This is a genomic window from Paenibacillus sp. J22P169, from assembly GCF_059691995.1.
Map to the genome: position 1 here is coordinate 1,341,902 of NZ_JCAUAO010000001.1, position 22,108 is coordinate 1,364,009.

At 43.4% G+C, this 22,108-nt stretch carries 23 protein-coding genes and 1 riboswitch; of the genes, 6 read left to right on the forward strand and 17 right to left on the reverse strand.

Translation table 11 applies throughout. The features are described 5' to 3' along the window. Window positions 1–86: 86 nt before the first annotated feature. From AC58QG_RS06255 to AC58QG_RS06265, 3 genes are read left to right on the forward strand one after another with little or no spacing between them, the layout of a single operon-like run. Window positions 87–1,427, forward strand: coding sequence for a spore germination protein (locus AC58QG_RS06255; RefSeq protein WP_497361235.1), 1,341 nt, complete (start codon window positions 87–89; stop codon window positions 1,425–1,427). Next, complete coding sequence (locus tag AC58QG_RS06260; RefSeq protein WP_497361236.1) at window positions 1,424–2,482, forward strand: GerAB/ArcD/ProY family transporter; 1,059 nt, start codon at window positions 1,424–1,426, stop codon at window positions 2,480–2,482. Before AC58QG_RS06255 ends, AC58QG_RS06260 begins: the two co-directional genes overlap by 4 nt. Then, complete coding sequence (locus tag AC58QG_RS06265; protein WP_497361237.1) at window positions 2,479–3,567, forward strand: Ger(x)C family spore germination protein; 1,089 nt, start codon at window positions 2,479–2,481, stop codon at window positions 3,565–3,567. Before AC58QG_RS06260 ends, AC58QG_RS06265 begins: the two co-directional genes overlap by 4 nt. A gap of 7 nt (window positions 3,568–3,574) precedes the next feature. Here AC58QG_RS06265 and AC58QG_RS06270 read toward each other — a convergent pair whose 3' ends face one another. Beyond that, on the reverse strand, window positions 3,575–4,231 hold the full coding sequence (locus AC58QG_RS06270) for a hypothetical protein (protein WP_497361238.1): 657 nt from the start codon (window positions 4,229–4,231) through the stop codon (window positions 3,575–3,577). 261 nt (window positions 4,232–4,492) lie between these two features. On the opposite strand from AC58QG_RS06270, the gene AC58QG_RS06275 reads away from it, so the two are divergent. Further along, window positions 4,493–5,518 carry an AbrB family transcriptional regulator gene (locus AC58QG_RS06275; protein WP_497361239.1) on the forward strand — a complete coding sequence of 342 codons (1,026 nt, stop codon included), beginning with the start codon at window positions 4,493–4,495 and terminating at the stop codon, window positions 5,516–5,518. Window positions 5,519–5,536: 18 nt separating this feature from the next. On the opposite strand, the gene AC58QG_RS06280 is transcribed toward AC58QG_RS06275, so the two are convergent. Next, window positions 5,537–6,082: a GNAT family N-acetyltransferase gene (locus AC58QG_RS06280; protein ID WP_497361240.1), complete on the reverse strand. Its 546-nt coding sequence runs from the start codon at window positions 6,080–6,082 to the stop codon at window positions 5,537–5,539. 1 nt (window position 6,083) lies between these two features. Then, the gene (locus tag AC58QG_RS06285; protein WP_497361241.1) at window positions 6,084–6,785 is read right to left on the reverse strand and encodes an aspartate/glutamate racemase family protein; all 702 of its coding nucleotides are present in this window, start codon (window positions 6,783–6,785) and stop codon (window positions 6,084–6,086) included. A gap of 154 nt (window positions 6,786–6,939) precedes the next feature. Between AC58QG_RS06285 and AC58QG_RS06290 the strand changes: the two genes are divergently transcribed. After that, a complete protein-coding gene (locus tag AC58QG_RS06290; protein WP_497361242.1) occupies window positions 6,940–9,570 on the forward strand; it encodes a WD40/YVTN/BNR-like repeat-containing protein in 2,631 nt (876 codons plus the stop codon). A gap of 114 nt (window positions 9,571–9,684) precedes the next feature. Here the strand turns inward: AC58QG_RS06290 and AC58QG_RS06295 are convergent, their stop codons facing one another. From AC58QG_RS06295 to AC58QG_RS06355, 13 genes are all read right to left on the reverse strand, one after another. Continuing rightward, on the reverse strand, window positions 9,685–10,626 hold the full coding sequence (locus AC58QG_RS06295; RefSeq protein WP_497361243.1) for a methylenetetrahydrofolate reductase: 942 nt from the start codon (window positions 10,624–10,626) through the stop codon (window positions 9,685–9,687). A gap of 109 nt (window positions 10,627–10,735) precedes the next feature. Continuing rightward, the gene (locus AC58QG_RS06300) at window positions 10,736–11,503 is read right to left on the reverse strand and encodes a sugar phosphate isomerase/epimerase family protein (RefSeq protein WP_497361244.1); all 768 of its coding nucleotides are present in this window, start codon (window positions 11,501–11,503) and stop codon (window positions 10,736–10,738) included. A gap of 171 nt (window positions 11,504–11,674) precedes the next feature. Continuing rightward, window positions 11,675–12,043 carry a VOC family protein gene (locus tag AC58QG_RS06305; protein ID WP_497361245.1) on the reverse strand — a complete coding sequence of 123 codons (369 nt, stop codon included), beginning with the start codon at window positions 12,041–12,043 and terminating at the stop codon, window positions 11,675–11,677. A gap of 24 nt (window positions 12,044–12,067) precedes the next feature. Next, window positions 12,068–12,595 carry a DUF6886 family protein gene (locus tag AC58QG_RS06310; RefSeq protein WP_497361246.1) on the reverse strand — a complete coding sequence of 176 codons (528 nt, stop codon included), beginning with the start codon at window positions 12,593–12,595 and terminating at the stop codon, window positions 12,068–12,070. 22 nt (window positions 12,596–12,617) lie between these two features. After that, complete coding sequence (locus tag AC58QG_RS06315) at window positions 12,618–13,466, reverse strand: bifunctional 5,10-methylenetetrahydrofolate dehydrogenase/5,10-methenyltetrahydrofolate cyclohydrolase (RefSeq protein WP_497361247.1); 849 nt, start codon at window positions 13,464–13,466, stop codon at window positions 12,618–12,620. Between the two features lie 55 nt (window positions 13,467–13,521). Beyond that, window positions 13,522–13,599, reverse strand: a riboswitch (ZMP/ZTP riboswitch). A 61-nt stretch (window positions 13,600–13,660) separates the two neighbouring features. Continuing rightward, on the reverse strand, window positions 13,661–15,289 hold the full coding sequence (locus AC58QG_RS06320) for a hypothetical protein (RefSeq protein WP_497361248.1): 1,629 nt from the start codon (window positions 15,287–15,289) through the stop codon (window positions 13,661–13,663). A gap of 32 nt (window positions 15,290–15,321) precedes the next feature. Next, complete coding sequence (locus tag AC58QG_RS06325) at window positions 15,322–16,245, reverse strand: sugar phosphate isomerase/epimerase (RefSeq protein WP_497361249.1); 924 nt, start codon at window positions 16,243–16,245, stop codon at window positions 15,322–15,324. Between the two features lie 38 nt (window positions 16,246–16,283). Next, window positions 16,284–16,742 carry a RidA family protein gene (locus tag AC58QG_RS06330; RefSeq protein WP_497361250.1) on the reverse strand — a complete coding sequence of 153 codons (459 nt, stop codon included), beginning with the start codon at window positions 16,740–16,742 and terminating at the stop codon, window positions 16,284–16,286. Window positions 16,743–16,753: 11 nt separating this feature from the next. Then, window positions 16,754–17,488: an alpha/beta fold hydrolase gene (locus AC58QG_RS06335; RefSeq protein WP_497361251.1), complete on the reverse strand. Its 735-nt coding sequence runs from the start codon at window positions 17,486–17,488 to the stop codon at window positions 16,754–16,756. Between the two features lie 30 nt (window positions 17,489–17,518). After that, on the reverse strand, window positions 17,519–18,013 hold the full coding sequence (locus AC58QG_RS06340) for an NUDIX domain-containing protein (RefSeq protein WP_497361252.1): 495 nt from the start codon (window positions 18,011–18,013) through the stop codon (window positions 17,519–17,521). Between the two features lie 28 nt (window positions 18,014–18,041). Next, window positions 18,042–18,455 (reverse strand): hypothetical protein, encoded by a 414-nt coding sequence (locus tag AC58QG_RS06345; RefSeq protein WP_497361253.1) that lies wholly within the window; start codon window positions 18,453–18,455, stop codon window positions 18,042–18,044. A gap of 129 nt (window positions 18,456–18,584) precedes the next feature. Beyond that, window positions 18,585–19,037 (reverse strand): YoqH family protein, encoded by a 453-nt coding sequence (locus tag AC58QG_RS06350; RefSeq protein ID WP_497361254.1) that lies wholly within the window; start codon window positions 19,035–19,037, stop codon window positions 18,585–18,587. A 107-nt stretch (window positions 19,038–19,144) separates the two neighbouring features. Beyond that, window positions 19,145–20,425 carry an adenylosuccinate synthase gene (locus tag AC58QG_RS06355; RefSeq protein ID WP_497361255.1) on the reverse strand — a complete coding sequence of 427 codons (1,281 nt, stop codon included), beginning with the start codon at window positions 20,423–20,425 and terminating at the stop codon, window positions 19,145–19,147. 109 nt (window positions 20,426–20,534) lie between these two features. Here AC58QG_RS06355 and AC58QG_RS06360 point away from each other — a divergent pair, with 109 nt between their 5' ends. Then, window positions 20,535–21,413 (forward strand): LysR family transcriptional regulator, encoded by an 879-nt coding sequence (locus AC58QG_RS06360; RefSeq protein ID WP_497361256.1) that lies wholly within the window; start codon window positions 20,535–20,537, stop codon window positions 21,411–21,413. Window positions 21,414–21,753: 340 nt separating this feature from the next. On the opposite strand, the gene AC58QG_RS06365 is transcribed toward AC58QG_RS06360, so the two are convergent. Then, window positions 21,754–22,089 carry a helix-turn-helix domain-containing protein gene (locus tag AC58QG_RS06365; protein WP_497361257.1) on the reverse strand — a complete coding sequence of 112 codons (336 nt, stop codon included), beginning with the start codon at window positions 22,087–22,089 and terminating at the stop codon, window positions 21,754–21,756. Window positions 22,090–22,108 lie beyond the last annotated feature (19 nt).

The window sequence follows — 22,108 nt, forward strand, 5'->3', positions numbered from 1 at the left end:
CTTCTTCATATTTATTCCATTTCCTTTATACATGCAGAGCATAGCTCAGGTTCAAATTGCTCATACTATCGCGTAGGTGATGGTTAATGTTGGATAGCGAAAGAAATACACCACGATATCAAGTCATGGAGAAGCTGGGGGTCTGTCAGGACCTTCATCATCAAAACATTCAAATCTGCGGGTTACATCTAGAGATGTTCGCACTTTCCAGTTTGGTAGACATTGCGGGAACTCTTCGTCGTCTCATTCAAGTAGACCAAGAAGGGTTGTGTACATGGGAAGCTCTGCAGTTAAAGCTTGGCTCAGAGGAGGTTCTCCCGCATGAGGACACTGCCCAAGGTATTCTAGAAGGACGTACCCTTATTATGCTAAATGGGTCGGGAGCAGCTTGGATTCAATCGGAGCCACAGAAGCTTACTCGCTCGGTGAATACGCCGCAAAACCAGAATATTCTGGGATCCTCTCTTACAGGCTTTATCGAAGATCTCATGACCAATCTTGGTTTGATTCGCAATGAATTTCGATCTTCTTATCTGCAGCAAGCACATGTGACTGTTGGAACCATTCACAAGAAAAAAATGATTCTACTTTCCCTAGAAGGAACGGTGGATTCGGATACCTTCTTGGATGCTGAATCAGCAATTCGCGCTCATAGTAGCGATGAATTCACTTCCCTTAGACAAATTTCGAAGTGGCTTTGCAAACAGCCAGTATGGAGCCCTATCCCGTCATATATAAAAACGGAATCACCACATGAAACGGTTCACTACCTAAAGCAAGGAAGAGTTGTGCTTCTTATTGAAGGATATGCCGAAGCGATTGTTGTTCCCGTCCACCTCCCCGACTTATTTATGTCGGATACGGATCGAGATTATCCAATTGCAATCACCACTATGCTCGCTTTTTTTAGAATCCTTGGCGCGATTATTGCCATAATCGCCCCTGCCGCCTATGTTGCCTTGTTGTCTGTGAATCCAGATGTTATGAAACTTGAATTAATATACTCGCTTGCAAAAAGTCGTGTTGGCGTTCCTTATCCAACCATCACAGAAGCGCTGATTCTATTGTTCATTATTGATATGCTGCTCGAAGCCATTATCCGATTACCTAAGAGCATCGGGCCAGCAATGACGATGGTTGGTGGTATTATTCTCGGACAAGCGGTTGTCGAAGCAAACCTAGTAAGCAATTTGCTGATCATAGTGCTTGCAGCATCTACGATCGCTAATTTCACCATTATCGGCTATCCTTTCGCGTTAGCAGTTCGATTATGGCGATATCTCATGCTGTTTTTCGCCGCCTTATTTGGTCCCATGGGTATCGTATGTGGTTTATTTTTACTCCTCTCTCTGGTTGGCTCCTCGACTGTGTTGAGAAAGCCGTTCGTTTCCATGTCGCAAACGGAAGGTAGGAAGAGCACAGAATGAATCAAGGAATCAGTATCGCCGTGTTATACATCGTTCTTCAATACGGATTGCTTATGTTTATTTACCCCCAGAGCGTTATACAGTCCCAGGTATCCGGCCACTGGGTCATCGTTTTGCTCGGTTGGTTGCTTCAAGGCGGCTTGCTGCGCTTACTTATTGGTGGATTCCACAAGGGGAAAGAGAATCTTTTAACTCACTTCGTTCAAGCTGGGAAATGGTTCCGCTTCTTACTTGTTTGGCCACTTATCGCCGGTAATATTTGTGCCATTACGATCATTATTCGCGGGCAATCCCAAATCGTCAGCACGCTTTTCTTACCGGAGACTCCTCGATTGATCTTAATGGCATTACTTGTTGTTACAGCCATAAGCATTTCATATGCAGGACGTGATTCTCTCTTAAGACTCGCCTTACTTCTCGGGCTTTTCGGACTGCCGCTGCTTCTGTTATCACTTGCGGCTACATTTTCAAATGTAACCTTTCATTTGCTTTTACCTCTTCAACCTAAATTTACGTTTCTTTCTGATCCTGGAATCTTGCCCTTATTGTTTGTCTTCTCGCACGTGGTCGGTCTAATCGGTTTTTTTGGACCGCTTTCATTAGACGGAAGACGCTGGCTCTGGGGAGCATGGGCTTTCTCTTTACTTTTTTTTCTGCTTTACGTGTACCTCCCCCTTGGCGTCTTCGGTCGTGAGGTAGCGGTTCATCTGCGATTCCCTTTAATTACTGTCATGGATTCGGTAAGAGTTAATTGGTTTTTCTTCGATCGGATATCACTGCTATATATCATGGCTACCATGTTCAGCACCCTACTGAACATAAGCGGGCTTCTCTGGCTCTCCAGACAGCTTACAACTGGCTCATCGGTGGTCTCCAAAGTATTTACCAACCCTTTAATGACAGGATTGATTACGATCAGTATAGCTTTTTTCATTACGGATTGGGGGAAGCTGGAGAAGCTATTAGATTGGGGAGGCGTATACCGTCTTATCTTGATTACTGCTATTGCTCTGGTTGGAGCATTTTTGCGAGGTCGAATGAAGCTTGGGAGATGAATAGATTGCTTACGTTGCGTTGTAGGATATGGTTGGTTGCGGTTTGGATAGGCTGTGGATTGCTCCTTAGCGGTTGTTGGGACAGCCATGATATCAATCTTAGAGCAATGCCAGTTATTATGGGAGTTGCCAAAGGCCAAACCCATCGGTATGAAGTTACCCTTCAAATACCGATACCAGTTGAGAAAAATTTATCAATGAAAATCATCTCCCAAGAAGCTAATACGATTAGCGAAGCCGTTGACAACTTAAAAATAAGCATTGAGAACTTCGTTGATTTGTTGAACGTTGAAATGTTGGTATTCCAGCAATCACTAGCTGAAGAAGGCTTGGAAGCGGAACTGAATTACGCGATCCGTTCCAGAGACTTGTCTCCAAAAGCATTAATAGCGATCACTGATACCGATATGAAAGAGCTTTTGAGCAATACCAAAAACGCTGTAGTGAATGATGTTACAACGTTTTTTAAGTATTCCGATCGAAGAGCTGGCTGGAATCCCAAAACATCCATGACAAGTCTTTGGGAGACCTTTGCATCCACGAAGTCATATACGAAGGACGTCATCATACCCATTATTCGTCCTGGGGAAGAAACGGTGCTTTCCTTTAATGGATCTGCCCTGCTGCGTAAAGGAAAGATGATAGCACGGTTGAGTAAAGAAGATACACTGCTAATTAATATAGAGTCAAATAATTACCATGGAGCAGCAGTTGAGGTGTTAGATAATGCGAATATGATCTTGGAATCAGCTAGAATGCGATGGGATTCCAAGGTTACAAAGGACGGTCCTGTCCTTGAGGGCAAGCTATTTATTCAATCCTCACTGACAGAAACTAAGGGAAAGACCACAAAGAACGAGTTAATCTCGAAACTTCAATCTCATCTCACAGATCACCTTGATCAGTTAACGAAAAAACTGCAAAAGAACAACAGTGACCCCATTGGTTTAGGCAATTTTTTTAGAGGAAAGCTTCCCTATGACAATCTCGAACAGTGGCGCAGCGACTATTATCCAAATTTGAAGGTTAACTATCACGTGACCGTCATCGTAGACAGCATCGGGAATTTGGAATTAGAGGAATAAAGCTGAACTAAAGATCACCAATATAATAGGCAAACAATGTCTCAATCGGTTTAAAATACAAATGCCCATCCTCTTCCCACGGCTGAAAATGCAGATCCATTCGTGAATCGTTCCAATTCTCAGGTGTCCCCTTCGTTTTCAGTCGACCCGCTACCACAGGTTCCTCTATGACCTTTGGAAATTCCTGATATCCGAATAAAAGATTCTCATGCATCGCAATGATCTCATATTTGTCCCCGTGGAAAGCACGTTCTTCTTGGAGCTGATAATGATAATAAATGTAGCTGCTCATCATCTCAGGCTTCAAATGTGCGACTCTCCCCACCCGAGACACGACAGATTCTTTCCTCAGCCAGTGTTCATAGCTCGCAGGTTCGTTAAAGTGGAACACGTCGATCATGAATACCCACTTCCGAGGCTCCTCTTGTCCAGGCCAATCTATTAAAAAGGGGGCTGCGGCCCCTGCAATCTCTTCAGGTAAGACCTCTCGATTCACACACTCATAATACAGAAACACATGATTTCGCCAACTGAAGGCTGCGCAAGTCATGAGTTCTCCTTGCTTTACCAGCATCTCTGCTTGTTGGTTTAACATCAGAGCCTTCAGGCCCATTGCCTCTTGTCCTGCCTGCCATTCTGCCCGATACATCTTTCTTTTTATCAACTATGGCTCGCCTCTGCTTTCAGAAATAAGTGCTATAAATAAACAATTATATACAGATTAGCTTATGCCTTATAACCCTGCAACATCTGAAATGAAAATCGAGACGTATTTGAACGCAAAAAATAACTGTGCTAAAATTAGTACAGTTCTTACAAGGAGGTGAATGCACGTATCGGTACAAATATGATTACCTTCAATACATCTCTTAGGCTAATCGTTGCCCTAATAACTGCCCTTATAGGTGGATACATATTCAAACTCTTGCATATCCCCATCCCTTGGCTGCTCGGACCGATGATCGCTGTATTGATAGGTTCAAATGTGTTCAAAGATCGTTATGCATGGCCTACCCCAATTAGAAACGCAGGACTCATCATCGTGGGGTACACGATAGGTCTTTCAATGACGGCAACGGCTTTGCATGAAATGGCAATCCAGCTACCGTCCATGCTGTTCATGACACTTCTCCTCATGCTGCTTTGCGCCTTACTTGCCTACCTTGTATCGAAGATGTCCAGCATCAACTACAAAACAGCCCTTCTTGGAAGCATTCCTGGCGGACTTACCCAGATGGTCATCTTAGCTGAAGAGACTGAGGGCATTAATCTAACCATAGTGACCGTTTTACAAGTCATTCGTCTCATGATGATTGTGGTATGTGTACCTTTGCTAGTGTTTAGTCCGATCATGGGCAATCACAAAATAGTTGAAACCGTGATCCATAGCGTCACTACTTCAACTGCCAGCTGGGGGGCGCTGATGCCGAGTATCTTTATTTTCGCCGCGGTCAGTATCTTCTGTGCACTTCTAGGAAATAAAATTAATTTCCCAACCGCGTTCTTGCTTGGACCCGCTTTCAGTACAGCGATCCTTCAACTTATCGGACTTCATGGACCGGCACTGCCAACCAGTATCATCAATGCAGCCCAAATCATGATAGGCATCCATGTTGGGTTAATGTTAAAGCCAGCTCAATTAAATCATAAACTTCAAGTTATTTCGCTAGCTATTGGCAGCAGTGTAGTTCTTTTACTCGGATCATTTGGACTTAGTTATATCTTTATGAAGCTGCACGCCGTTTCCAAATCGACGGCCCTGCTTAGCCTAGCTCCAGGTGGCATGGATCAGATGGGAATCATCGCTCATGAAATTAATGCTAATTTATCTGTCGTTGTGGGCTATCAGTTATTTCGTACCTTTTTCATTTTCTTCGCTGTGCCACCGCTCTTGCGCATGATTTTCAAATACAGCGCGGCTAAAAGAGTGATCAGAAATAGCCCCTCCTAATGAAGGAGTGGGCTATTTTCATCCTTTTACACGATAGGCTTGCTCATGATACTCAGTTATGTACGTGAACAACTGCCTTCCATCTTGCTGTTGGAACTCCCCAAAGCTCAAGTACATAGCGCGATATGTCTCAGGAACCCAAATGTAGGTATGTACGTAATCAGTCAAAAGAAATCCAGCCTTTTGCCAGAATCGAATTCGCTCTGCATTCTCTGTGCTAGGTTCAGCCTCCACCTCAATGACGATGCCTCTACAGCCTGCGTTTTCTGCCCAATTTCGCACGTCACGCATACAGGCCAAACCTACACCTTGCCCACGCTGAGATTGGCTAACTGCGATATAGTCGATGATTAGCACTTGTGCCGCTTGATTCAAAGCAGTCAACGCCATGGCAATCACATTTGAACCCTCACGCCATGTGTGCAGCGTACAGATACCTCTTTCGAACATGCTGCGGATGAGAGCTCGATTTTTTCTGCCGTGTGCTGGAAAGGCTTCATTGTAAACATGCTCCGCTTTAAGCCATAGGTCTTCATTCCAAGAAGTCGTTATTTCATAAACCATCCTATTCGTACTCCCCTAAAGCAAAGTCCACAGCATTTTCAGCATGAATTTTCGTTGTATCAAATAAAGGAACCGATGCATCCTGTTGGGATATTAATAGCGTAATTTCTGTGCAGCCCAAAATAACGGCTTCTGCTCCATTGCGGACCAATTGATTGATGATGGCGATGTAGGATTGCTTTGAATCTTCCTTTAATAGACCAAGACACAATTCTTCATAAATGATATCGTGCACAATTTTCCTTGACGCCTCGTCTGGGACAATGACATCAAGTCCGTATTTTTCGATGAGTCTGCCTTTGTAAAAATCATGTTCCATTGTAAAAGCCGTGCCGAGTAAAGCGACTTTTTTAATCCCTGAAGCTACAATTTCATTGGCTGTTGCATCTGCGATATGCAGTAATGGGATTGAAACTGCCTCTTCCACTTCTCTGGCCATCTTGTGCATGGTATTCGTACAAATGACGATGCAATCCGAGCCGGCAGACTCTAGTTTCCGAGCAGAATCAACCATTATTTGCGTCGCTTCATCCCATTTCCCTTCATGTTGAAGCGTTTTGATCTCATGAAAATCAACCGAGTACATGAGACTTTTGGCGGAGTGATGTCCGCCTAATTTGTTCTTTACACATTGATTAATGATTTGGTAATAAAGCAAGGAAGATTCCCAGCTCATACCACCGATTAATCCAATTGTTTTCATACATAACCCCTCACTAATAACTATTTACTCTATAATAACAGAAACTTGATCTTGTGATAAATTCTCACGCTACATGCTTGATTATGCAACTTTTTCCTTTTTTTGGCGTTTAATTGAATGATCCTACTTTCCAAATGAAGGAGAATAATCCTCAATGAGACGCAAATCAATTGCAGGTCTAGCAGTGATTCTATGTGCAGCAATGTCTATCACTTCTCTCCCCCTTGCCAAAGTACACGCTAACGAACTACCTGTTGGAACGGTTGTCGGAAAAGTGCTCACAACAGATATTCGCGCATTCGTAAATGGTGGTGCCATCCGATCGATGAATATTGATGGCAAAACGGCTATTTACGTGGAAGATTTGCGCAGTCATGGCTTCCATATCGCTTGGGAGCCGAACAAGCGACAAGTCTCTATTTTCCCAGACAACAACGAATTGGAAACTACGAAGGACTATCCTGACCTCGGCTTTACTGGAGGATGGGTTGGTTCCAAAATTGCTGACGTGCTCTCAACCAATATTCATACTTTTGCTCTAGGAAAAGAGATTCCTTCCTACAATGTAGAAGGCAAAACAGCCGTGTTCCTGCAAGATCTTGCACCGCTGCTTGGCGGACTCGAATGGAACGAACAATTACACACCGCTTCCTTCCTAGCGGATACCAGCTTGATTACTGATCCGCAGGCCGCTCAAAGTGTCGAATACCCCTTACAGGTAGAACAAACATCTAGCATTCGTTTGTCCATTCAGTTTCAGGATGATGGACTTTTCGTAGGGGATAACCTCATTGGGTTCGCTCAAGACGGAAGAGCAATGCTCTCATTAACGAAAATGGCACAATTACTTAACTATCAGACGGAAACCAAAGATAATGGACATTATTTGTATGACAAAACTTACGGATTTCACATTTCTCCAAACCTCGATACAGTCAGTTTGTACTGGTTTAATGGCAAAACCAGCGAGGTAAAATTAACATTTCCAACCATAGAGCGTAATGGAGACCTCTTCGTGTCCGAGTATGATTTGAAGCAATTATTCGGATATTCTGGTATTTGGCATTCGGATACTAGACAACTGGACATTGATTATGCCCAATTCGATGTGAAGGATTTCGGCGTTTCCGCGCATTCGAACAATTATTGGTACGCGTTAAAGGGGCTGTTTTATGGATCAAGCACGATGGAAATGCCTAATCTTTCGATGTTCGTTACTAGGAACGGCACAAAGTTCGGTGGTAACTCTTCTACATCCTTAATGGATCAAACATCAGCAACAGGTTCACCGGTATACCAATTTTCATCCGCGGTGCAGCTTGACTTAGGTGACAATGACATCCAGATCGTGTATCACATCGGCAACCGAATTCTGTACAGTAACACGTTCGTCAATACCCTTACACCGATTCTGCTGAACCCCGTTATCAATTACAGTGATTTGTCGACTGGAATGGGCAGCTTCAGTTCGATCACCTTGGAGTCGCCAGAATCCGGCTTGGTTCGGACAGATAACGGCAAGGTAGAGCTAAGGGGGACTGTACTCAAAGCACAAGGAAACGGTCTACACGCCGTGATCGAAAAAGATGACAGTGGCAGCTGGATTGAACCGGAGACTGCGTCAATCCCTTTTGACGATGCGCAATTTACTGCCTCTCTACCTCTTCTTCATGGAACTGGGCGATATCGGGTTACACTTCGATCTGACTTGTCGATCCCTGCTCCACGTCAATTCAATCCTTACATCGATGTTGCCCGTTTTTATGTTGATTACAGAGAGAGCCTCCCTGGCATTCTCGGCATGCAAGACTCTGATGGCATTAGCTGGCGAGATGGGAAGATGCTGCAAACCTCGGATAAGGGTCTCTCCTGGGATGTCGTCATACCTGATGGCGTGGCTGAGAAGGATCGTTTGATCGCTGCTAATTTTGAAGTTCCTGCCTGGGGATATGCGGTCTATCTCACAGATGACCAACAACCAAGGCTCATTGCAACCCATCAATTGTATGACGGAGGTTGGGAAGCAGCAGCACTGCCAACGCTAGAGGCTTGGGAAACTTCTCCAGAAGTAGCGCCGTATGTGGCAAAGCTCTACTCTGACCCCGCTTATATTATGCTGACCTCTTCACCAGCAGCAGGTAAAAACTATAAATCACTGTACCGCACCGATGACCGTGGTAAAACTTGGATACGCGTAGGAAATCTGAACTCGGATATCGCGGGTTCCCCGACTGGTATCAGCTACCGTAAGGCGAAGGAGGGCTGGATGACCACAATAAATCATGGACAACAAGATATTCCGCTTTACCGCACACAGGATGGCGGCCAAACCTGGTCTCTTCAACATGTCGACATCCCGGCAGATCTGCAGAGCGGATATGTCAACGCCTATCCTCCCGCTTTCGATCAAGAAAGTGATTATCACGGCATTTTCATCGCCGAGTTCATACAGGGCAGTAAGAAGACGTATGTCTTCTATGAAACGAGAGATGCTGGCGAGACATGGACACCTCTCACTTATCGGTTAGATCATGTGCAAGACATTCCAGTGCTGCACTTCGATAACTTGCTGATGGGCAGAGCGATTTCTGAGGACGGCAAAACCATCTACACCATGGATACCTATAACCGTACAAACTGGCAAACGATCAAGCCTAATATTTCATTGCAAAATGCTACGCAATTTTACCTTCGCACGAATGGTTATGGTTGGGTACTTCTGAACGGAAGCGTCTTGATCACGAATGACGGTGGAAGAACATGGGATGAACCAGTACGCAAATAGTCAACTCGTTGAAACGACAAAGCTGCCGCTCTATAGTACTCTCCGCCATCCCCTTATCTAAATAAAAACAAGGAGCATCTGCAGCCGCAGATCAGCTCCTTCCTGTGGATGACACTAAAAAACAAACGTTGACCGCATTTTCTTCTCCATCATGGCTTTAATCTCATGTACCAGCTCAATTGAAGCTTCGATCTCAACTTTTCGCGTGGAGACACTCTCGACACTGCACCCGATGGGAATCCCTTTTTCCAGTCCAAATTCGAATAATTCCTCAAATATTTGCTTCGATACAGCTACCGATTTATCCAGGACATCATTGGAGTATTTCAAATCATTTTCCAACCATTTCGGAATGCTGATCCCTAGCCATTTCATAAATTCCAATGTTTTTGTGGATCCGCAAGGCGCAATATTCATCAATATCGGCACCATGTCTAGCTTGTTTTCTTTACAGTGATAATAATAATCGGATAAAAAGTTTTTAGACGCTTCGACATTATAGGTTGCCTGAGAAATGAAGAAGCGACTTCCGCTCGCTATTTTGCTGACCATTCTAAGATGCTCATCATCTTTTTTCATGTGTCTTTCTGGAATGACGACTGCACCTAAAGTAAGATTATTGTTCAGCTTCTGGCTTAACGCATAGGCTTCTGGCAGCCCCATAAGAACTTCTTGGTTACTAGAAGATGCCCCGACAAACACGGAAAACCGATCTTCTTCTTGGTCAGCCTTAAGCCAATCGGACAATTGTTCCTCTGTATATTTACCAACACATCGATAAATAATTTTCGGGACATTTAACTCTGATAAATATTCCTTACTGTACGTAGTCGGGTCAACCGTTTGCAAATAAGGAAAAGGCCGATCTTGATCAATCCGATCACTTTCTTCCTGCACATCATAAAGAATTAAACCATCTATTTGAAGCTTCTGAAGCCGCTCACATTGTTTTTGTGAAATTTCAGCCATTTTCTCTAGCGATTGTGTTTCTTTAGGCGGCGTCATCCCATAGGTAAGGATACCTGTTTCTCTTCTAATTATTTTGTCTTTTAACATATGTGTCACAACCTTATCTACCTAATTCCCGAAAAATGAAATCACAGTTAACTACTCGGTATTCTATAGTTCGACTCCAATTTGCGAATTCCTCTTCAAATCAAAATGATCATGAAAGGAACTTCCCTCTCATAAATGCCAAACTTGCCGCTAACTCCTTCTCTGGATCATGAACGGTACACTCTGCCGAAATCATTCCTCGATAGCCGGCTGCCTGCAAGGCTGTTACGAATTGATCATAAGGATACTGTCCTGTCCCAGGCGACAATCGTCCCGTATCAGCTAGATGGATATGTTGCAGCCAATCTTTATTTTCGATAAGGGTATGCAGGTGATCCTGTTCTTCATCCATATGGTAGAAATCTGCCAAAACCCGAATAGACGGATGATTAACCTGTTTGGCAAACATCACTGCCTCCGAAACCGTGTTTATGATGTTAGATTCCTTGCGATTCAAAGGCTCAATGGCCAACGAAACACCTGTATCTTGGAACTCATCTCCGATGAATGATAGCAGTTGTAGAAGCTGTTCCTCTGCGCGATTGCGATCCCAACCATCTGGAATATGCCGTGCCTTCCCACTTCCGAGGACTGCGGTCTTGGCTCCGATCTTATTTAAAGCGCTTGCAGCTTTATGAACATAACGTCGGATTCGTTCTTCATCTGCTTCCGGACCTACCACTTTCAGGTCTCCTGGAAAAAATATGCTAAAAGCTTGCACCGGCAGCGGCGTGTTCAGATACAAAGGAAGCTTAGCGGCGAAATCCGCCTCATCCTCTATATTTAATGATACGAGAGCACACTCTATATAGTCGAAGCCAATTCGTTGAAGTCTTTCCGCCTCTTGAATTCCACTGCACCATCCAAATGAGTACATGTCCATTCCTCCTATCGTTACTTACTACTCTACTATAACAAAAAATACTATCAATTGGATCATAAATATATCCAATTTGATAGCTATAATATGTGAATAGACATATTTGGACGAACAAAAATAAAGCTGCCTCGCGGCAGCCCGTTCGAAATACTAGAGATTTTGTATAGCTTATCGTGCATTCGAATCCGCTTGAGAAATACCCACAATGGTTCCACTCGGATCAGTAAAATAGGCAAGGTAGCCCATTCCAGGCATGCTCATTTTCGGAACGACAATGGTTCCTCCATTCGTAGTAACAGATGCTAGATAATCATCGATCGAAGTTACCTCGATAGAATTAATGGTTCGGTTCAAGCCATCAGGTGACTTCAATAATCCTCCATCAATACCTGGTACATCACTGTTTCCCGTCTTAATAAACCAATAATCTTGTGGCCCTGGAAACTTCATGAATTCCCAATTAAATGTTCGTGTATAGAACTCGATGAGTTGATTAGGATCTGCTGCTTGCATTTCGAATCGTAATATCCTGCTCATAACGGCACCTCCCTTTTTCTCATTTTAACAATTAGGTCGCTGCTGCGCAAAACCCATCCTGCACATGGAATAATTGAAGCTCGTCTGCTGAATTTTATCGCATAAATCCCACAGATTATCTAAGAGTCGCACTTCTATATTTCTCCTGATAAGCTCTCCGAATAGATCCTTTATTTCAAAACGATGGATAGGAACTTGTGATGTTTCACTCACATAGTACCCCGCACTAGCATCATGCATATAAAAATGGGACGAATCAAATTCATATAGATATAACGTGGTATGCTTCATAATTTCAAACCATTTGTGTTCAATCGCTACAACATGTTTCATTGAACTCGAGGAGACGTAATTCCTTTTATCTGCCTCCGTGGTTGCTTCATTACAATGATACGTCACTCTCGGACAATTTCGAGGCGTTAGGAAATTAGGCAAACATCTTTCGTTGATTGCCCAAACTAGTCCTCTTTCTTGATCCAGTTCTTTTCTAGTAGGAATTCTGGGGTGAAAAATAGCAATGTCTTTCTCTTCGCTCACATGAAATAGTTTCACTTTTGCTCCCTCCCCCATTTCATCATTCAATAAGTTGCTTTTCAGCCGCTTCGACTGTATGTTTCAGCAGGGTAGCTATTGTGACAGGACCGACCCCTGCAGGCACTGGTGTAATTGCAGAAGCATTTTCCATACAAGCCTCATAATCAACATCCCCGATATTACCTTCATTGTATCCTGCATCCAAAACGATGGCACCAGGTTTAATCCATTCCCCTTGCACAAATTTCGGTTTACCAACCGCCGCTACGACAATGTCACCTAATCGAACCATCTCTGCTACATTCGTCGTCTTCGAATGGCAGATGGTTACCGTTGCGTTCCGATTTAATAGCATCATGGAAACTGGCTTTCCGAGGATAGGACTTCTGCCTATTACCACAGCGTGTTTGCCCTCTATGGCGATGTGGTAATAGTCCATAATAGCGATTATAGCCGCTGGGGTACAGGAAGGAAATTCAGCAAAACCGAAGGCATTTTGAGCAAATCCTAACGTAGTTACACCATCCACATCTTTCTCAACATGAATGGCTTCAAATGCAGCCCTTTCATCTATGTGATGAGGGACAGGATGTTGTAACAAAATCCCATGGACATGCGGGTCTGCATTCAGTTTAAGAATCTCAGCAACCAAATCTTCTGTCGTTGTATGCGCGGGAAGCTCGATACGAATGGACTGAATACCCAGTCGCTTGCACGCATTCCCTTTCATCCTCACATAGGTAGCTGATGAGGGATCATCTCCAACTAAAATCGTCGCCAAGCAGGGGATGATCCCTTTCATGGATAATTTCTTTATTCTACTTCGCAGAGCCTCTTTCATGTCTGTTGCCACTCGATTACCATCCAAGATTAATGTTTCCGCGGTCATCTCATCATCCCTCTCAAGTTAAGAGCAAACATAAAGAGGTAAGGGGATTTCCCCTTACCTCTGCCCAGGCGTACGGCCATTATCGATGTACTCCCTCATGGTTACCCATGCTCCGCCAGTTACACATCGTTTAATTATAGTTGTATCATAGCAACGAATTCCATTATTTTCAATATCTTGGCCTGAGAAAATAACTATAAAGTTGCCGGCGACATGAAGAACGAATACCACATATTCGTCATGAATACATCAAGTACAACGAAATAGAACATTTCCAAACCAACATTCCGTTCGGACAGTCCTTTTCGCCATAAGCACGTCATCCCATAAGAAATCAAAGCAAAAATAACAAGTAGTAACAAGCAAGCCCATACCGATTGCAAGAAATCAGGCATCACTTGTAAAGCAATTGTCTTCCGATAATCTCCGATAAATATGGCTTTTACGATGAGATACATCGCGAGTGATATCCCAAAATGCCTCCTGGCGTGCTCATCGTAATGATATTGCCAGAATACACTGATCACGACTAAATATAGGCCAGGCAATAAGATCCATTTTAAACTTATTAGTGCCGTGAGAACGCCAATCCCCCAAAAAAGTGGTAGATTGCCTGCAGCCTCTTGTAAGTCCTCTACACGAATCTTGTTCATACTCTGCTGATAAGGAAGTTGATCAGTGGCGTAAAACACTCGAAATGATTCCGCATTCACAGCATCCAGCCAAACAGCTAATGAATTTCCTTTGATTGTCGCGAAGTTCGGATAGGAAGCGAAACCACCGAATTGGCTAATCCGAGTGGAGTCCACCATTTTACCATCCTTAAAGCCAACCTTGTACACCTCTTGACTCGTTTGGCGCCTATTCTTCTCATAAACAGACGATACCACTAGCGTTACTTCGCCAGAAGAAGCATGCGTGAACGAAGGATGCAGAATTGTATCCGAATCACTCTTTTTCGAGACGGGAAGATTGATGATGTCGTCTTGCACCTTATCCGGTTGATTCGAAGAGAATGTAAGTACGTGCAGCGTACTCTTCCCTGATTTACGTGAACTGGTCGTATACACCGTTATCAATGAAGAACCATCTACAGCCAGCGCTATATCATCTAAACTACTCGTTGCAAAATCGACATCCTTTATTTTGTTCTGCACAAGCGGCTTCCAAGTTCCGGCTGCAAGATTGGCATAATGAAAGGATTCATTGCCATCTTTACTGATTGCGTAGACTAGTGAAAGACTGCCAGACGCATCCAGATGACCTTGGATATGTTTAATATTCGCGATATCAAGCTGTGACCAACTTAGCTTTTCATTCGGATGAAATGCACTCACATAAAGCGTTGAATCATTGTAAGCCAGCAGGATGCTTTCCCCTTTTGAGCCAACAACCGCTTGCACGTCATTCAAATCGTTTACAAGCAGATTACTCTTTGGTGACCATGAACCATTCTTCCACTCACTCCCGAAAAGTTTATTACCATCGCCGATCCAGATGACATGATCTCTGTCAATCATCCTATAAGCATGGAGAGAACCTGTATCGGGTAAGGGACGAGTCTCTGAGCTATGTTGCCCCTCCTGATCAATCGTGACCATTTCGAGCGTTTTCCCTGCTAGATACGTAAAGCTGCTATCGCCAACCATTTGCACGGGTTCACCATACGTTGCTACCTGCGTTAATTCCGTTGCACGGCCGAAAGGCGCCGGATATGGCTTTACATTTTCATTCGCTAACATGAACGTTTGAATCAAACCGATGACGAGGATCGCCACTAGAAATGGCACATACGTAAATAGCTTCCATCTTGATTTCTTCACTTCTTACTTACCTCCAAAACTTTCCTACTACCCTATCGGAAATGATTTCTGGCGTTTAATTTTCCAATGTTCAATAAACGCGCAACCCAATCATAACATTGATTCAATTGCTCTTCACTAATAAAATCAGAACGGTGCTCAAACATGATCTTCACTTGATCATTCTGCTCGGCAATCAACTCGAGATATTCCTCAATCGGTGCCCAGCCGTCACGAGGATCCAGATCAGGCAGTACGGGATGACGAGAATTGGCAATCGTTTCATTCACTTGTACATTACTTAGATGGATCGAATAGGCAAAACGCGCGAATTTACGAATGACTTTTTTGGCATCAAAAAAAGGATCTATTTTTTCCTGCAAATACAGTCTCGCCGTGTCCAGACAGACTTTTATATGGGGATACTTCACCAATAGCTCCTCAAGAAAATCCGTCTCATAAATATATCGATTCAATGCATCAAATTCCAGGACCGGAATGAAGGCATACTCCTCGCATTTCTTTGTCAACCATTGAAAAAGCAGCTCTGTCCTATCCTTCAGTGTCTCAAAGTTAATCTCAATTTCATACATATACTCAGATTCATCTGAAAATCTCCAATTACGCCAATCCACCCTTTCGTCCAATATAACTGGCTTGGGATAGTGAAATAGGATATAAGCTGGACGCACGGATTTAAGATATTCTAGCTCGCTCTGAATCCAAGCATAGGCTGAATCGCTCATTTCAGGATTTGTAGCTAAGAACAAAGCATCTCTAGTTTTAGATAAATGAGGCCGTAAAGGAAAATGAATACCAATCTGGAAATTGTTTTGTTGCGAAGCTAGAATAAGCTTTTGCGTATCTTCCATAGCATCAAACAAGCAGGCTTCTATCCCGAAAAATCCATCACGGAAATCCCTTTTAAATTTATTCTCATCAAAACTCCCGTATTGACCAATCATGAATCGATTCATCCTAGACAGCTCCCTCGATTAATTGAGATCCCTCCCTCCTATTCTTCTATTTCAAAGATAGAATCCACAATGATCGGCAGGTTATCTCTAAGCGATACCGCTCCAAAGACCGATCTCGCATGTACGCCCTTTTCGCCAAATACGTCCAGCATCACATCCGAACATCCATTCAACACTTTGTGATGCTCCTCAAATTCGGGGACTGCATTTACAAAGCCTTGCAGTTTAACAACTTGTTTAATACGATCCAGAGAACCTACAGCAGACTGCAGAACAGCTAGGATTTCTATGCCTGTTAATCTAGCAAATTGATAACCTTCTTGGGTCGTATAGTCTTTCCCTAGTTTTCCATTCGGACTGCCAGTCGGACCTTTGCCCGAGACGAACAATAGACCGTTCACTTTCACATAATTGGCATATTTCGCTGCGGGTTCACTTGCCACCGGTAACACAATTCCTAAAGTAACTAATCTTTGAGCTATGGTTGATTCTGGCATATTGGATCCTCCTATGATGATCTAGAATCTATCAAACGTTTTACCGCTTCAACGATAAGTTCTGGTTCATGCTCTTGAATATAATGAGCACTTTCGTGGGCAATAATTAACTCACTTTGATGTGAGAGGGACAACATTTCTCCTTGTAATTCATGCCAAAGCCTTTGGGTGCTCGGGGTATAATGCACTTTTTTACCTGCTGATAGAATGGTTAAAGGAATTTCTCCGAGATGCTCGCTGTGTTTTATTTGAGCCAAACTTTCATTAAACTCTTCATATGTAGACTCTTTAGTAAACTGTTTCACATATACCTCTTGGAACTCTGTTGGCATGGTAGGAAGAAATCGCTGCCTATAATCCGCAGGCGTCGAATCTACCAAAATTAAACCCGTAACGTCACTAGGATTCAGGCTTGCAAATAGACGCATATTTACACCACCAAAAGAGTGCCCTACCAAAAGATAAGGAGGCTGCAAATTTGCATGATCCAAAAGTTGTTTAAGTTCAATAACCATTTGTCTGCTCGTCCTTGGATGAGGACTTTTCTCACTATTTCCTAGTCCAGCTCTGTCATATGTGATAACTTTCGTTATTGCAGCGATATCTAAAACTATATTACTCCAAACCTTGGAATCATCACCATACCCTGATTCTAGAATGACGCTAGCATAGGCGCTACTACTCCCAAGAGTTTGAAGGAATAATTTAAATCCACCGATATCTACAAGTGATTTTTCTTCGTTCATTTTAGAATTAGACATCATTCGTTTCCCCGATCACTTCAAAATCAAAACCCCATTGAATCTTTTGTAGTCCTCAAACACTTCAGTATGATGTCTTGCAAAGAATTCATTGGATGCTTCAGGTAACGCATGGATCGGGTAAAATTGTGCGTTTGTACTTTCATCTGTTTCTTTTTCAAGATTACCTGACCATTCATCAACACGAAATAAAAATTCAACCACTTGATAGTCATTTCCATATCTATCGGTATATCTTTGCTTCTCGGGGTTCGAATAAATGGCGATCATCGTAGCTCTTATAACATCCAGACCTGTCTCCTCTTTAACTTCTCGTACTAAACAATCATAGACAGACTCGTTAAGTTCCATGGCGCCAGCTGGCATTCCCCATTTGCCATCCCCTCTGCGCTTGATAAACAGTGCGTCCCCTTTTGCATCACATAGAATCGCTCGAATCGAGTTTGTAAGTAACATTTGTGTTCCGATTAGCTTCCTAATCTTACCCGTATAAGAATCCGCCCAACTCATGACGTTCGCCACCTCTCCTGGATGGGCCTCATGGCCCAGAACTCAAACTCTTTATTTGGTATTCGCCATTTGACTTTTGAAGCGTGACATACAGACCACGATTTATAATCCAACCATCCTCTGTCCGTTCGCCACCTCCAGCAAGGATGAATTCGATGGAAGCCGGTAGTATGTCGTAGGAGACAATAAAGTAGGTGTCTTCATCATTTTGCAAAATCTGAATGTCATCATGAATCCTATAGTTTAATATTCTTTTGGCCGCGGATACCGAACCATTCTTTTCTTGTTCTAATTTAGCTGCAAATAGCTTCTTTACGATCGGTTTCATTTCATTCTGTTGTTGGATACTCATCTCAAAACTTGGCGCATTTACAGCATAGGCAGAGCAACCTGACACACAACTTACACTCAGAAGTAAGATAAAAGTTTTCAACCACTTCATAGCATCACCTCTTCTAATGTATGGATCGTAGCATTCATACAACTAATTTATCCTTACGTACAATCCAGAATTTAACATTTCACATCATTAGACGACACCCAACTCAGATAAGTTTCATCAAAAACTCACTTATTTACAAGCATTCATCGGACTGGTTAGAATTACTGGCCCCAGCTTTCCGGTTTTCCCATTCGAAAGTCGAACTTCCATCGTACTTTTCGTTAGATCAGCTGTAATATCATCAATTCTTCCCGCCCAAGTCGGACCACCTTCCTGAGACGTAGGATAGAGCTTGAAGCGCCAACTAATCTCATTCAGAATAAAAGTAAATCCTTCATACCCATCATAATCTCCTAATGTAGATGGCACAGGTAAGTGATTCGCATGCATGCTGATACTGGTACGAGGAAAACTTGGCGTGAGTTTCACCTTGTAAACTAACGCCGCTCCTCTGGCATTTCCATTGTCTACAACGACAGGTTCAAGCACAGCGCTGCAAGGCATGAGTACTTCGGCTTTACTTTGTGCTGGACGAATCATTACGCTCCCTACAAGCAATACAACCACCATTAATTTCTTCACATGAATTCCTCCACAACTGTATTGTGGTTATTTTTCCCACTTCCCTGATTCCTATAACATTTGTTAAAAAAGCCACCTATAGGTGGCCATAATCTTTCTATTCGTAGCTATCTTTGAATAATTTGCTCGCGTCTTGGACCAACGGAAACGGTTGAAATCTTCACACCGATCGCGGATTCTACGAAAAGGATGTACTCAAGGGCTGCTGCTGGAAGATCCTCCATACGTTTAACCTGAGAGATATCGCTTTTCCAACCTGGTAACCGAGTCAAAACTGGTTTTGCTGACTCCATCACCGCGGTAACTGGAAACCGATCGACAATCGAACCATCTGCCAACTCGTATCCGACACAGACAGGAATTTCATCCAAGTAGCCTAATACGTCCAAATTAGTTAATGCAACACTCGTTGCTCCCTGTATCATACAGCCGTACCTCGTGGCCACCGCATCAAACCACCCCATTCGTCTAGGACGCTTGGTATTGACACCATATTCACCAGCATCGCCTCCACGACGACGTAATTCTTCAGCCTCGCTGCCTTCTAGCTCCGAGACGAAAGGTCCCGCTCCAACACAGCTAGAGTAGGCTTTCACAACCGCGAGAACATTCGAAATCGAACTGGCGGGTAGTCCTGCACCGACAGGAGCAAAGCCAGCAAGCGTGGAAGATGACGTCGAATAAGGATATATGCCATGATCTGGATCACGTAATGCGCCGAGCTGCCCCTCCACTAAGATCGATTCTCCATTTGCATTCGCATGCTGAAGTAGTGTTGTTGTATCACATACGTAAGGAGCAATTCGTTCAGCCTGCAACAAGAGCTGCTCCATAAGTTCGTCCGTCTGGATGGCTGGACGTCCATATAGATGCTTGAGTAACACATTTTTCGTTGTAAGCAAATGTTCCAATCGTGCTTGTAACCGAGTTTGATTGTATAAATCCGCAACCTGAATGCCGAGCTTCGCATATTTGTCCGCGTAAAATGGCGCGATCCCACGCTTGGTTGAACCATAACTACGCGCACCAAGCCGCTCCTCTTCGAGTTCATCTAAGTGTTGATGAACCGACAGTACTAATTGTGCTCGTTCAGAAATGGCCAATTTCGGGCGAGGTACATTTCTAGCTGCAAGCGTCTCTAATTCACCTAACAATATATCTGCATCAAGTGCCGTTCCTGGCCCAATCACGTTAGTTACATGCGAATAAAACACGCCAGAAGGAAGCATTCGCAAAGCGAATTTGCCGTAATCATTAATGATGGTATGCCCTGCATTGCTTCCCCCTTGGTACCGGACAACGAAGGATGATTGTGCAGCTAGAACATCCGTCATCTTCCCCTTTCCTTCGTCTCCCCAATTCGCACCAACAATCGCTGTTACTGTCAAATTCAACGCCTCCAATACTTGTTTTGCCTTACAAAGCTTATTATAATTGCCCTAACGGCATTAGAATAATTGATATAAGTTATATCAGATATAAGGTGAGGTAATATGCATGGATGTTAATCTAGAGTGGTATCGTGTCTTTTATTGGACCACCAAGACAGGCAGCTTATCGAAAGCAGCTGAAGAGCTTCACATCACCCAACCCGCGGTGAGTCACACAATTAAACAGCTTGAGAATGTGCTCGGTGGGCAGCTCTTTTTCCGTACGGCAAAGGGAGTCACGTTAACCGTTGAAGGTGAAGTGTTATTTCGATATGTCGAACAGGCTTTTAGCTTTATGAAAATCGGTGAAAAAGCCATCGCTGACATGCACAGCTTGCATAGCGGGGAAATCAACATTGGCGCAAGTGATACGCTTTGTAAATATTATCTCTTACCTTATCTCGAGGCTTTTCACGATCAGCATCCAGGGGTGAGAATCCGAGTTACGAACCGAACGACGCCTGAAACGTTGGCCTTGCTCAAAGAAGGCAAAATCGATTTTGGAATCGTCAGCCTACCAGCCTCGGACAAACAGATTGAGTTCCGGGAAAGCTCTCTGATTCAAGATTGTCTTGTTGGTGGCAAGGCTTTTGCACACCTTGCACGAGCTCCGTTATCGCTAGATGATTTACAGGCATACCCCCTGCTTTTATTGGAAAATGGCGCGAGTACCAGGCGCTATATCGATGACTTCGCTGCTTCTAAGGGAGTAACACTCGCGCCTGAGTTCGAGTTAGGCAGCATCGATCTTCTAGTTCAGTTTGCCAAACGAGGCTTCGGACTTGCTTTTGTAATCGGCAATTATGTCGCTGAGGAGCTCGCTTCAGGCGACTTAATCGAGATCCCTCTAACCCAGCCCATTCCTGCGCGCAAAATAGGGCTTGCAACACTCCGAAGAGTCCCACTCTCGGCGGCCTCAAAGTCATTCATGGCATTGTTGCCCTGAACGAAATAGTAAAAAGAGGCTATCCAGCTCAAGCAGATCATTCTACTTGTCGGATGCCTCTTTTTGATACCATGATGTTTAGAAAAATAACTGGATTTCATGTAGCTAAATTTACTCAATCCTTGCGAAAATCACAATTAACTGGATTTCATGCAGGTAATTTCAGCAGATTATCTCGATATCATCGATTCCAGCAAAATTAACTGTAGTAAATCCATCTAATGTACGTCTCAAGCAAATTTTCGTGAAATTAGCTGTAGTTTTTCCATTTAGTTGGTAATGTGCGTACTGACTGATTCCCGATTCTTTGAATGCTGTTTTTGGACCGCGCTTTCACGACTTATTGAACACTAAGTGCTTCAGTTTTTAATAACCAATTATCAACAGACTTTAATGGATAATACACGTTATTTCCAATTTTCACAAAAGGAAGTTGACTTGAAGATACGCCATTCACGAAGGGCTGAAATCCTATTTTATCTACTTCTGCCTCACTGATCCCTAAATATTTGGCAAGTTCAGAGCGGCTTAACAGTTGAGCCTGTGGTTTCGTTAGTGGAGCAGGTGTTGAAATAACAACGGGGTTGGAATTGTTAGGATTTGCTATCATCCAACATCCCGCCAAGATACAAACACCTAGAAAGGCAACAGAAAGTGCCATCAAATAGTTTTTCATAGAATCCTCCTTTCACCCA